The organism is Pseudomonas sp. D3-27, assembly GCF_051132165.1.
GTDB lineage: Bacteria > Pseudomonadota > Gammaproteobacteria > Pseudomonadales > Pseudomonadaceae > Aquipseudomonas.
Window position 1 is genome coordinate 1,018,172 of record NZ_CP071667.1, and the last position, 11,940, is coordinate 1,030,111.

10 protein-coding genes, 1 tRNA gene and 2 pseudogenes are annotated in these 11,940 nt (G+C 59.6%); 7 read left to right on the plus strand and 6 right to left on the minus strand.

The window, feature by feature from the left end; genetic code table 11:
• The first annotated feature begins 36 nt into the window (after nt 1–36).
• Nucleotides 37–681, plus strand: a complete 645-nt coding sequence (gene can / locus J3P92_RS04740; RefSeq protein ID WP_039594546.1) for a carbonate dehydratase — start codon at nt 37–39, stop codon at nt 679–681.
• Between the two features lie 9 nt (nt 682–690).
• Here can and J3P92_RS04745 read toward each other — a convergent pair whose 3' ends face one another.
• From J3P92_RS04745 to J3P92_RS04755, 3 genes are all read right to left on the minus strand, one after another.
• On the minus strand, nt 691–1,218 hold the full coding sequence (locus tag J3P92_RS04745; RefSeq protein ID WP_434650011.1) for a lysine methyltransferase: 528 nt from the start codon (nt 1,216–1,218) through the stop codon (nt 691–693).
• 177 nt (nt 1,219–1,395) lie between these two features.
• Complete coding sequence (locus J3P92_RS04750; protein ID WP_434650012.1) at nt 1,396–2,556, minus strand: hypothetical protein; 1,161 nt, start codon at nt 2,554–2,556, stop codon at nt 1,396–1,398.
• Nucleotides 2,557–2,666: 110 nt separating this feature from the next.
• Entirely contained in the window at nt 2,667–4,085 is a 1,419-nt protein-coding gene (locus tag J3P92_RS04755; RefSeq protein WP_420764051.1) for a short-chain fatty acid transporter, read from the minus strand.
• Between the two features lie 374 nt (nt 4,086–4,459).
• On the opposite strand from J3P92_RS04755, the pseudogene J3P92_RS04760 reads away from it, so the two are divergent.
• The 4 genes and pseudogenes from J3P92_RS04760 to J3P92_RS04775 form a co-directional block, all read left to right on the plus strand.
• A pseudogene (locus tag J3P92_RS04760) lies at nt 4,460–5,032 on the plus strand (PAS domain-containing protein); the annotation flags it as partial.
• A gap of 156 nt (nt 5,033–5,188) precedes the next feature.
• Nucleotides 5,189–5,620: pseudogene (locus J3P92_RS04765) on the plus strand (methyl-accepting chemotaxis protein); the annotation flags it as partial.
• Between the two features lie 130 nt (nt 5,621–5,750).
• On the plus strand, nt 5,751–6,269 hold the full coding sequence (locus J3P92_RS04770; RefSeq protein ID WP_420764052.1) for a DUF2975 domain-containing protein: 519 nt from the start codon (nt 5,751–5,753) through the stop codon (nt 6,267–6,269).
• Between the two features lie 7 nt (nt 6,270–6,276).
• Nucleotides 6,277–6,510 carry a helix-turn-helix domain-containing protein gene (locus J3P92_RS04775; protein WP_434562314.1) on the plus strand — a complete coding sequence of 78 codons (234 nt, stop codon included), beginning with the start codon at nt 6,277–6,279 and terminating at the stop codon, nt 6,508–6,510.
• On the opposite strand, the gene ggt is transcribed toward J3P92_RS04775, so the two are convergent.
• Complete coding sequence (ggt, locus tag J3P92_RS04780; protein ID WP_434650013.1) at nt 6,492–8,336, minus strand: gamma-glutamyltransferase; 1,845 nt, start codon at nt 8,334–8,336, stop codon at nt 6,492–6,494. The two genes, J3P92_RS04775 and ggt, sit on opposite strands and share 19 nt — an antisense overlap.
• Before the next feature lie 107 nt (nt 8,337–8,443).
• Nucleotides 8,444–9,244 carry a helix-turn-helix transcriptional regulator gene (locus J3P92_RS04785; protein WP_420764055.1) on the minus strand — a complete coding sequence of 267 codons (801 nt, stop codon included), beginning with the start codon at nt 9,242–9,244 and terminating at the stop codon, nt 8,444–8,446.
• A gap of 123 nt (nt 9,245–9,367) precedes the next feature.
• Here J3P92_RS04785 and J3P92_RS04790 point away from each other — a divergent pair, with 123 nt between their 5' ends.
• Together J3P92_RS04790 and J3P92_RS04795 are read left to right on the plus strand one after the other, a co-directional pair.
• A complete protein-coding gene (locus J3P92_RS04790) occupies nt 9,368–10,189 on the plus strand; it encodes a carbon-nitrogen hydrolase family protein (RefSeq protein ID WP_434562318.1) in 822 nt (273 codons plus the stop codon).
• Between the two features lie 147 nt (nt 10,190–10,336).
• Nucleotides 10,337–11,662, plus strand: a complete 1,326-nt coding sequence (locus tag J3P92_RS04795; RefSeq protein WP_434562320.1) for an APC family permease — start codon at nt 10,337–10,339, stop codon at nt 11,660–11,662.
• 131 nt (nt 11,663–11,793) lie between these two features.
• On the opposite strand, the gene J3P92_RS04800 is transcribed toward J3P92_RS04795, so the two are convergent.
• Nucleotides 11,794–11,870 (minus strand) — tRNA-Met (locus J3P92_RS04800).
• Nucleotides 11,871–11,940 lie beyond the last annotated feature (70 nt).

Consider the following 11,940-nt stretch of genomic DNA (forward strand, 5'->3'; position numbering starts at 1 on the left):
GTCACAGTTGGGCACTCTCTATCGAGGCTGGACAGCATGAATGAATTACAAGATCTGATTGATAACAACGCGCGCTGGGCCGATGCGATCAAGCAGGAGGATCCTGACTTCTTCGCCAAGCTGGCTCGTCAGCAGACCCCTGAATACCTGTGGATCGGCTGCTCCGATGCGCGGGTACCGGCCAACGAAATCGTTGGCATGTTGCCGGGTGATCTGTTCGTGCACCGCAATGTCGCCAACGTCGTACTGCACACTGACCTGAATTGCCTTTCGGTCATCCAATACGCAGTCGACGTGCTTAAGGTCAAGCACATCCTGGTGACGGGTCACTACGGCTGCGGCGGCGTGCGTGCTTCGATGCAAGACCGCCAACTGGGCCTGATCGACGGCTGGCTGCGCTCGATTCGCGATCTGTATTACGAGCATCGCGATGCCTTGGCCAAGCTCCCCACCGAAGAAGAACGCGTGGACCGTTTGTGCGAGCTCAACGTGATCCAGCAAGTGGCGAACGTGGGCCACACCAGCATCGTGCAGAACGCCTGGCACCGTGGGCAGAAGTTGTCGATTCATGGCTGCATCTACGGCATCAAGGACGGCCGCTGGAAAAGCCTGGACACCACGATCAGCGGCTTCGAGCAACTGCCGCCGCAGTATCGGCTACGTCCGGTCGACGCGCCCTGAGGGCAACCTCTAGTCGCGATGACAACGGCGCCGCCAGTGCCGCAAAAATTCCATCCCTCGCTCATTCGGCGATTCGTCATAGCCAGTAATCCAGCCGTGGCAGTTGGATGAACCGCACCGGCAGGCGAATTGCCGATACAGCTTGCGTTCAGTACTGGCGTAGTCCATCGCCAGGCGGTCGCCTTCACGGATATCCGTCAGGGACCACAGCCACAATTCGCTCATGTCCAGGAAGACATTGGGATTGCAGGAGTGCAGCAGCAATCCGGCGAAGTGTGGGTCGTACATGTGGACATCCGGCAGAAGCTGCAATGTGTGCAGGCGTCGGCGGCTGATCAGCAGCCCCGATACCCTGCACATCCGCGTCATGGGGGCGGATGGCTTGCGGGCGATGATCCCATTGCCGCGACCGGCGTTGGTCTGGCGCACTTCAAAATCGCGCACCGAGGGATAGCCCTGGCGAGGGCTGAATTGTTTTCCCGGATAGATGCAGTCCCGGGTCTTTGAATCGACGCAATTGTCGATGAATTCGATCATGACCGTCCTTGTCGGTGCTGGACACTCGACTTTTCAGCGCTGGCCTCCAGCCGGCGGCGGTTAAAAACTCCAATAGCTTCCTCCAAGCCGTGATGCGTATCTACTGTCGACTCTGACAGGTGCCATAAGCGCTTTCCCGTGTGAGCGCAGGCTTACACAGGAAAGGCTCGTCAGGGTTTATACGGCTTCGGCGGGTAATGGCATGGGCACTTTCAACTGCTGCAGTTGCGATTTGACCGGTGGTGTTTCGCACTTCTTGTCTGCGTCCACCTCGCTCAGCTTGCGAACCGAGGTATAGAACAGCTCGCAAGTCTGCTCTTTTTGCGTGACCTGCCACGTCTGGGTGCATTGGCTCAGCAATGCGCTCGGGTCGGTACCTGGCTTGCTGCCCATTCCGGCCTGCCAGCATGCAGCGCTCAGGTCCTGGCCCATGATTTTCAAGCCCGCGGCATCGGCCTTGGCCTGGTCGCCGTCATAACTGTCCGGATCGGCTGCGTACCAGATGTAGCTGGGGTGGTTGGAGCCCAGCACCGGAACCTTGGCCCCCGGCGCAGGCTCGATGGTCGCCAGGCCGAGTACCGCCACGGTCTGGCCGTATTGGGTCTTGATCCAGTCCCGGACGGGCGCTCCGAAAGCCACCATCGGCAGCGACGCCCCGCTGGCGTTCCGAGTGACTTCCTTGACCATGGTGGTCTGGTAATCGTTGAAATAGCTGTACAGGCCGGCGAGTGTACTGCCCGCATTGGACGGCGCCGCAATGGGCGCGATGTCGATGATGGTCTGGTAAGCAGGCGTGTCCCCGGCGGCGATGCCGTTGGCGGTCAGCAGCGTGGCCCAGCGGTCGGTGGTGGCCGACTCCAGATAATCCTGGGCCTGGGTCAGCGAATAATCCGGCGGGAAGTGCAGCAGCTCGACGCTCTTGCGGTTCTCCAGCGCCATGCCCAGGGGCAGGAACAGGTACCAGTTGTAGGCCCATTTTTTATCGTTGTTGAGTTTCGTGGCGCCGTTATAGGCGAGGTCGCCGGCGTTGAGCAAGGCGGCCAACGGTTGGCCATAACTCTTCGGCACGCCACTGATGTTGGCGTAGACGGTGCCGTTGTCGCTTTTGACCTCGACTTTGGCCGCGTCGTAGCCGTCGCGCTGGACGCTTTGCGTCAAATAATGCTCGACGGTCTGCTCGAGTGTCCAGTTGCGAAAACAGATGACATTGCAGTTGTTGGGGTAAGCGAAGAGGCGGGTGACGCGTTCGGTGCTGCCAAGGTTGACACCGATGTCGGCGGCTTGGGCGGTGGCGCTCAAGGCCAAGGCGGCGAGAGGAAGTACGGCGAGTTTGAACATGCTCAGATCCTTTTCAGCGTGGGCCCTTGGAAACAGGGTGTATCCATACTGAAACAGACGGAGCCGAAGAAGAAGTGGGCCGATGGAAAAATCGGCCCTTTTTTATGGCTTTATGGCATTACTGGCGGCAGGTAGGTCAGCGTGGTCCCCAGGGCCCACAGCAGCACCAATACCAGCGGCGTGTGAACCAGCAACTGCACGAAAGAGAATCCGATCAAGTCCCGCGCTTTCAACCCCAGAACGCCCAGCAACGGCAGCATGTAGAACGGGTTGATCAGGTTCGGCAGTGCTTCGGCGGCGTTATAGATCTGCACGGCCCAGCCCAAGTGGTAGTTCAGGTCGTTGGCCACCTGCATGACATAGGGCGCTTCGATGATCCACTTACCGCCGCCGGAAGGAATGAAAAAGCCCAGCACCGCCGAGTAGACGCCCATCAACAGGGCGTAGGTGTCATGGGAGGCGATTTGTACGAAAAAGGTCGAGATATGGTGTGCCAGCGTCTGCGCATCGCTGCCCTTGACGGTGGTCAACAGTGCGGCAATCGATCCGTACAACGGGAACTGGATCAGCACGCCGGTGGTGGTTGGCACGGCGCGGGCCACGGCATCGAGAAAACTGCGTGGCCGCCAGTGGAGCAAGGCGCCCAACATAATGAACAGAAAGTTATAGGTGTTGAGCCCGGAAATGGCGCTGATGGCCGGCTTGGTCGAAAACTCATGGAACAGCCAACCAGCGGCGAGCAGCACCAATGCAATGGTCAACAGCGGGCTGTGCTCCAGCCATTCCCCGGGGCGGGTGCGCGGTTGCAGCGCCGGCATGCTGAAACTGGGGTCGATCCCGCAGGCGGCGGCGTCACGCGCGCTGTTGGGGCCCGGCGCGGTGGCATACGCGATGATCACCGAGATCACGATCAGCGCCAGCAGCATCACACCGGACTGCCAGAGGAAAATCGTCTGGGTAAAAGGGATGACGCCGGTAATCGACAGGATCGATGGCGGCAGGCTGGCCGGGTTGGCTTGCAATTGCGCGGCCGAAGAAGACAACCCCAGCGCCCACACCGCGCCCAGGCCCAGGTAAGCGGCAGCGCCAGCGGCGCGATAATCCATCTTCAAGTCCGCGCGCCGGGCGAGGGCACGCACCAGCAGGCCGCCGAACACCAGCGACAGCCCCCAGTTGAGCAGCGATGCGACCATGGAAATCACGGCCACCCACGCCACCGCGGAGCGGCCATTGCTGGGAATGCGCGCCAGGCGGTCGATCAGCTTGACGGCTGGAGGCGAGCTGGCCACTACATAACCGCCAATCACCACGAACGCCATTTGCATGGTGAAGGGAATCAGGCTCCAGAACCCATCGCCGAAAGCCATGGCTGCGGCAGTGGGCGTGGCGCCAATGAGCTGCGTCGCCAGCGCGACCACCAGCACCGCCAGCGCGGCAAAGACCCAGGAGTCGGGGAACCAGCGCTCGGCAAAACTGGAACAGCGCAGCGCGAAGCGGGCGGAACGGCTGTCTTCAATGTCAGTGGTCACGGCAATCACCTCGGGTTTTTATGATTATCGGTATCTGGAGCGACGAAGCATCGGCGGTCGGGCGCCAATATTGGAACATTCCAATGACCGTGGGAGACGGACCGGCGTTCGGAGTACGACGTGATTTTTTTCAGACCGAACACCGGCGCTCTTCAGAAAAAAATCCTTGGGCCGATGGCAAGGAACAGCAGTAATTCTCCTGCCTGCCGGAGCTTGCCATGTTCAACAATCGCTTGAAGCAGGAGCTGCTCGCTCTTCGCCAAGAATTCTCCAGTCTCATGCAGATAAAAGAGAGCCTTGATCGCGAAATGCTCGGTTTGACCCTCGATGCTGAGGGGAGGATACAGTCGGTCAACCAGAACTTTCTCGATGACATGCGTTACAAGAGCCAAGACCTGATTGGCCGTTCTGTCGAGGAACTGGTACCGGCTTACCTGAAGTCCAATGAATTCCAGGCGCGCTTCAAGACCGCGCTGACCCGTGGCGAGCATTTTTCCGGCGCCGTGCGCCTGATGCGGGGCGACGGCAAAGAGGCCTGGCTGCGCTCGATCCTCCAGCCCATACGCAATGCCGAGGGGCGAATTCGTTCTTTTTCGATGTACTCCAACGACCTCACTCGCACCATCGAAAACTCCCGCGAGCATGAGAACCTGATAAGTGCCCTGGTGCATTCGACGGCGGTAATCGAGTTCGACCTGGGTGGCCATGTATTGACGGCCAATGACCGTTTCCTCAATGCGATGGGTTACAGCCTCGCGCAGATCAAGGGCAAGCATCACCGTACGTTTTGCGAGCCTGAGCAATACAACAGCGCGACCTACCAGCATTTCTGGAAGCGTTTGAACAGCGGCGAGTTCGTTGCCGGGCGCTTCAAGCGTATCGACAGCAGCGGTCGCGAGGTGTGGCTGGAAGCTTCCTATAATCCGGTGGTCGATGCCAACGATCGCCTGTACAAGATCGTCAAGTTCGCCACCAACATCACCGACCAGGTCAAGCAGGAAAAAGCCGTTGCCGCGGCCGCCAACATCGCCTACAGCACTTCCCTGCAAACCGATAACAGCGCCCAGCGCGGCACCACCGTCGTGACCCAGGCCGTGGACGTGATGCGCGACCTGGCCCGGCATATGCAGACCGCTGGCCAGGGTATCGAGGCACTGAACGAACAGTCGCTGGTCATCGGAACCATCGTCAAGACCATCAGCGGCATCGCCGAACAGACCAACCTGCTGGCGCTCAACGCCGCAATCGAGGCTGCCCGGGCCGGTGAACAAGGGCGCGGATTTGCGGTGGTGGCCGATGAGGTCCGGCAACTGGCGTCGCGTACCAGCCAGGCAACCGATGAGATCGTCGGCGTCGTTCGCCAGAACCAGGACATGGCTCGCAATGCCGTGGCGCTGATGACCGACGGCCAACACCAGGCTGAACAGGGCCTGGCCTTGGCGGCCGAGGCGGGAACGGTAATCGTCGAAATTCAGGACGGCGCGAAGAAAGTCGTGGACGCGGTGAGCCAGTTTGCCAATCAGTTATCAACATAAGGGCGGTTTATTGTTGTTTTTTACAAATTAATTATCGTATTCCGATAATTTTAGGGCTATGTTCTGGGCTCCTTTCGTTCTGTTGGAGCCTCACATGGGTTCGAATCGCCTAGCTGTTTATAGTCAACGCATGGCTGCCATCACGCTGATATTCATTGCGGCCATGATGGTCATCAATGCCCTGGTCTGGGTGTTTCCTGATATCGAGTCGCAGTACGGCCTGGGCTTTGCGTTGACTCAGCGTCAGTTGTCCAGCCTGTCAGGGGAGGCGACCTTGTTGACTGGTTGGCAGAGCCTCGGCGCGATCTTCTTATCGAGTATCCCTCTGCTGGCGCTGACAGTCGGGCTGGTCAATCTGCGACAGCTCTTCAAGCGCTATGCGCAGGGGCAGTATTTCTCCGGCGAAGCCGCCATTGCACTGGGCAAGGCCGGCCGCGCGGTGGCATTGTGGGTGCTGCTGGATTTCCTGTGCGAACCTTTGTTGAGCCTGCTGCTCACGATCAATGCGCCCGTTGGCCAGCGATTGCTGAGCTTGAGCATCACCGCGCCGTCCTTCGTCGCTTTGTTTCTGGCGGCGTGCATTGCGATCATTGCCCGGATATTGTCCCAGGCCGCTGAAGTCGATTCAGAAAACCGAACTTTCGTTTGAGATACCCATGCCTATCGTGATTCAACTTGATGTGATGCTGGCGATGCGCAAGGTCAAGTCCAAGGATCTTGCCGCCGCCATTGGCATCACCGAGGCCAACCTTTCCCTGTTGAAGCAGGGAAAGGTCAAGGGCATACGTTTGGCGACCCTGGAAGCCATCTGTGACTATCTGCACTGTCAGCCGGCCGACCTGCTGGTTTACCAGCCGCGAAGCGAATCCGATCAGTCGCCCAGCGCTTGACCTTCGCGCCTTGGATCCGCCCCGCCAGCCAGCGAGGATTTCCCTTGGCCATCACGCACCCGGATGATCGCCTGGGTGCCGCTGGTCATGTCGATTTCGCCCACTGTGTGGCCTTTGTCTTTCAACGCCTGGACCAACGCCGGGCTGAATTGCCCCTGTTCCAGTTCGGTGGGGCCATTGCGGCTGCCGAAGTTGGGAAGATTGATGGCGGCTTGCGGGTCCAGGTCCCAATCCAGCAGGCCGATGACGGACTTGGCGACGTATTCAATGATCTGCGATCCACCTGGGGAACCAACCGCGGCCAGCCATTCGCCGCTCTGTCGATCAAAGATCAGGGTCGGAGCCATGGACGATCGCGGGCGTTTGCCGGGCTCGACGCGGTTGGCGACTTTGCGCCCGTTCTCTTCAGGTATGAAGGAAAAGTCAGTCATCTGGTTGTTGAGCATGAATCCCTGCACCATCAAGTGCGAACCAAACGCTGACTCCACCGTGGTCGTCATCGACACGGCGCCGCCCTGGTCATCCACGGCCACTACTTGCGAGGTGGAGATTCGCAGGGGCGAGCGATCCGGCGCGAAGGCCATCTGGATGCCCGGTGGTGTTCCCGGCTTGGCAACGCCCATGCTGCGAGGGCCGATGAGGCTTGCGCGGCTCGCCAGATACGTGGGGTCGACCAAGCCTTTGACCGGCACGGGGACAAAATCCTGATCGGCAACGTAGAGGGCGCGGTCAGCGTAGGCCAGGCGCTCAGCCTCGGAAATCATGTGCACGGCTTCGGGCAAAGGCTCGATACCAGCGGGGTTCGTGGATTTGATCGGTTTCAATGCCGCGAGGGCGGTTAGGCCGTCGCGCTGTTCCAGGTTCTCCAATGTTCCGAGGATCTGCGCCACGGCAATCCCGCCGGAGGAGGGCGGCGCCATGCCACAGACTTGCCAGCGTTTGTAGTCGGTGCACAACGGCGCGCGCTCGCGGGCGGCGTAACCTTTGAGGTCGCTCAACGACAGACTGCCCGGATTGGCGTGGCTTTGGACCTTGGCGACAATTTCTTCAGCAACGGGCCCTTCGTACAAAGCATTGGGGCCTTCGTTGGCAATACGCTTGAGGACGCCCGCCAGTGCCGGATTTTTAAGCAGGGTGCCCATTGCCTTGGGGCTGCCGTCGGCATTCAGGAAATAGGCGGCCATGTCGGGGGAGCCGGGTAAAGAGGCATCGGCGGCAATCATCGAGTGAAGTCGAGGCGAAATCCTGAACCCCTGTTCCGCCAATACAATCGCCGGCTCGAACAGTGTCGCCCACTTCAGGCGGCCATGTTTGCGATGGGCCAGCTCCAGGGCACGCAACACGCCCGGTGTACCCACGGAGCGGCCGCCGATCTGCGCGGCGGTAAACGGCATCGGTTTGCCGTCGGCCTGGATGAAGAGTTTTTCGGTAGCACCGGCCGGCGCCGTTTCGCGGCCGTCGTAGGTACGCACCGCCTTGCCGTCCCACAGCACAATGAACGCACCTCCGCCGATGCCGGAAGACTGCGGCTCCACCAACGTCAGCACTGCCTGCATGGCAATTGCCGCGTCGATGGCCGACCCGCCGCGCCGGAGCATTTCCCGGCCGGCTTGCGCGGCAAGCGGGTTTGCCGCGGCGGCCATGTGTTTGTCGGCATGATGTGTCTGTAGGTCGGTGCGGTAGCCGGAAGCGATTTCCGGAGCCGTGGGCAAGGCAGAAGCGGACGTGGAGGAGGGCGGAGCCTTGCAGGCGACGAGTGCCAAGGCGACAGCCAGCAGCGAAACGGCTGACAGGCGATGAAGATTCGATTTGAGATCTGAAAGCACGTGTCGCTCCGTCCATGGGCCAAGGATATTGAGATCGACTGTAGCGATACGAGGCGTGGGGCGCAAATCGACGGGGGGCGGCGATTCGGCTTCGCCCCCACAAGACGTCAGGCGTTCTGCGCCTGGAGAAAAATAGAAAACAGCTCGGACTGGGACTTGATCCCCAGTTTGCTGTACATATGTTTTTTATGGACTTTTACGGTTTCGGCGGAAATTTCCAGCTTGCGGGCGATTTCCTTGCTGGAGCAACCGCTGAGCATCAAGCGCCCGACATCCAGCTCCCGTGCGGTCAATTGCGCGCCTTTGAGCTGCTGGACTGACGCTTCCAGCTGCACGCGCCAATCGGCTTGCGGCGGTGCTGGTGCAAGGGCCACCACTTCGTTGATTTCGTAAGGCAGGCGCTGGCGCAACAGGCCGAGCACCCAGGGCTGGATGAGTGACAGCAAGGCAGTCTGCTCGCCACTGAACCGCTGCTTGCTGCCCAGCGACAGGCAAAGCGTGCGGTCGCCTTCGAGCTGGCAATTGAATTGGACCTCATCGGACACCACATTCAGGCGGAAGTAACGCTGGTAGTACTCGGTCAACTCGAAATGTTCCGGTGCGACTTCCGACAGGCGATACAGCCCGGTGCGCGACTGCTCGCGACAGGCGATGTAGAACGGATCGAGCAGATACAGGCCGCGCAGATAATCCTGGAACAATTGATCCGGACTGCCGTCCGCACCCGGGCACTCTGCGAATACCTGCGGGCGCTGGTCGGCGCTGAAAAGCAGTGCCACCCAGCTGTCGAAAGGTACGTATTGATCGAGCAAACGGACCAGCTGCGTCCAGAAATTAGGCTTGTCCAAGGCGTCGATCAGTTGCCCAACCGAGCGGTGCCACGCAATGTCGTCTAACGAAAGTGTCATGCCTCTACCCCTATCGGGTTACCCCAGCGGCGTGATTTCCCGCCGTGGGCCTGCTGCGCATACTGGCGCACAGACACCGACCGGGCAATCTTTCAGCCCGCCTGGTTAGAACAAGGAATACCCATGAAAGTCGAACTCGCCCAGTTGGCGGGCCGTGATAACGACACGGCCTATAACCTCGAACGCGCCCTTCAGGCGATTGCCGCCTGTGCGGCCGATACGCAGTTGATCGTATTTCCCGAAACGCACCTGATGGGCTTCCCATCGCTTGAGACAGTGGCAGAAACCGCTGAGCCATTGGATGGCCCGACTGTCAGCGCGGTGCTTGCTGCGGCCCGGGAGCACAACATTGCCGTGGTCATAGGCGTGGCCGAAAACGACCGTGGCCGCTTCTACAACACCACGCTGCTGATCACCCCGCAGGGCATCGCGCTGAAGTATCGCAAGACCCACCTCTGGGCGTCGGACCGCGGTGTGTTCGAGGCCGGCGACCGTTACGCCACGTGTGAGTGGAACGGTGTGCGCGTCGGTCTGCTGATCTGCTACGACATCGAGTTCCCGGAAACCGCCCGAGCCCTGGCGCAACTGGGGGCCGAACTGCTGATCGTCACCAACGGCAACATGGACCCCTACGGGCCGACTCACCGCACCGCGATCATGGCTCGAGCCCAGGAAAACCAAGCGTATGCGCTGATGGTCAATCGGGTGGAAGAAGGGGATGGCGGGTTGGTGTTCGCAGGCGGCAGTGCGTTGGTGGACCCGCTGGGCACGCTGTTGTTCGAGGCCGGGCGCGAAGAAGGGCAGTTTGCGGTGGAATTGGACCTGAACCAACTGACGGCGGCGCGGCGTGATTATCGCTACCTCGATGATCAGCGGCTGAAGATGCCGGGAGAGATTGTCGAGCATCCCTATGGATTGCGAGAGCTGTTGATTCCTTCGCGTTGATCCTGAATCTGTGTCGTCAGGGCTTGCCCGCGAAGAGGCCCTGACAAGCAACACGTTTGCGTTGAAAAAAACAGAACAAGAACCTAACACCCGAAATTGCGCCGAACTCGGCTCTGCCATAAATCTAATAATTCGGAGTAGTCACTCATGGCTCATTTGCAACGCACCCTGTCATTGGGGTCGGTGGTGCTGTTCGGCATCGCCTATATGACACCGATCATTGTCCTTGGCACTTTCGGTATTCTCGCTCAATCCACCTCCGGCATGGTCCCCGCCGCTTACCTGGCAGCACTGGTGGCGATGTTCTTCACCGCGATGAGCTACGGCCGAATGGCCGCGGCGTTCCCTGTCGCCGGTTCGGCCTACAGCTATGTCCGCAAGGCGATCAGCCCGAAACTCGGTTTCATCGCCGGTTGGGCGGTATTGCTCGATTACCTTTTCTTGCCCATGGCCATCTGGCTGATCGGCGCGGCCTACCTTCATTCCGCATTCCCGACCGTGCCGCAGTGGCTCTGGGTGCTGGTCTTCATTGGCATCACAAGTGCGATCAACATCGTCGGTCTGAAACTGGCCAACGGCATCAACGCGCTATTGATGCTGGTGCAATTCCTGGTGCTGATCGCCTTCGTTGCGTTGTGCGTTCATTATGTCGGCGGGGATGCGAGCACACCGTTATGGTCGGTCGAGCCCTTTTTTAACGGTGACATGCAGATGCCATTGATCATGAGCGGCGCAGCCATCGCCTGTTATTCATTCCTGGGGTTCGACGCGGTCAGTACCCTGACCGAAGAAACCCGCGATCCGCGCCGTACCATTCCACGAGCGATCATGCTGATTACCCTGGTCGGCGGATTGATCTTCGTCAGCGTGTCGTACTTCGTGCAGATCGCCCATCCGTCGTCCCAGTTCGACAGTGTCGACGCGGCGGCCTATGAAATTGCCCGCAATATTGGTGGCGACCTGTTCGTATCGATCTTCCTGATCGGCCTGATCGTTGGCCAATTCGCGTCGGGGCTGTCGGCCCAGGCCAGCGGCTCCCGGCTGTTGTTCGCCATGGGCCGAGATGGCGTACTGCCGAAATCGTTCTTTGGCGCCTTGCATGAACGCTTCGGTACGCCGGTCAACAGCATTCTCTTGTGCGCTGTGGTCGCGTTGCTGGCACTGAAACTGGACGTCACCACCTCAACCTCGTTCATCAACTTCGGCGCGTTCCTGGCATTCAGCCTGGTGAACCTGTCGGTGATTTTTCACTACTGGATCGGCGCGCAGAAGAAAGGGCTGCGTGAATTCGTGTTGTTCCTGCTGTTCCCGTTCGTTGGTCTGGCGGCTGATGTATGGCTGATGGTCAGCCTCGATCACTTGGCGATCTACCTTGGCCTGAGCTGGCTGGCGATTGGCTTGGTGTATCTGGCGGTGCTGACGGGAGGTTTTCGTCGCCAGCCACCGGAGATGGATTTCCAGGAAGCCACATAAATCACTACGCCCCGTGGGAATAGCTGAATCTTGCGGGGGCATTCAGGGAGATATATCCAGAAACAAGAAAGCCCGCACTAGGCGGGCTTCTTGTTGTTCAAAGACATTCAGGAACATCTTTGAACAGGACTTGGTGGCTACACAGGGACTTGAACCCCGGACCCCAGCATTATGAATGCTATGCTCTAACCAACTGAGCTATGTAGCCAAGTGGCGCGCATTATTCGCTGGTAACGAAGATGTGTCAAGCGTAAATCCAAAATATTTCTCTGCACTTT

Excerpts from the sequence above, each read along its gene's own strand:
- can (WP_039594546.1), top strand. The coding sequence starts at position 37 with ATGAATGAATTACAAGATCTGATTGATAACAACGCGCGCTGGGCCGAT.
- J3P92_RS04745 (WP_434650011.1), bottom strand. The coding sequence starts at position 1,218 with ATGATCGAATTCATCGACAATTGCGTCGATTCAAAGACCCGGGACTGC.
- J3P92_RS04750 (WP_434650012.1), bottom strand. The coding sequence starts at position 2,556 with ATGTTCAAACTCGCCGTACTTCCTCTCGCCGCCTTGGCCTTGAGCGCC.
- J3P92_RS04770 (WP_420764052.1), top strand. The coding sequence starts at position 5,751 with ATGGCTGCCATCACGCTGATATTCATTGCGGCCATGATGGTCATCAAT.
- J3P92_RS04775 (WP_434562314.1), top strand. The coding sequence starts at position 6,277 with ATGCCTATCGTGATTCAACTTGATGTGATGCTGGCGATGCGCAAGGTC.
- J3P92_RS04785 (WP_420764055.1), bottom strand. The coding sequence starts at position 9,244 with ATGACACTTTCGTTAGACGACATTGCGTGGCACCGCTCGGTTGGGCAA.
- J3P92_RS04790 (WP_434562318.1), top strand. The coding sequence starts at position 9,368 with ATGAAAGTCGAACTCGCCCAGTTGGCGGGCCGTGATAACGACACGGCC.
- J3P92_RS04795 (WP_434562320.1), top strand. The coding sequence starts at position 10,337 with ATGGCTCATTTGCAACGCACCCTGTCATTGGGGTCGGTGGTGCTGTTC.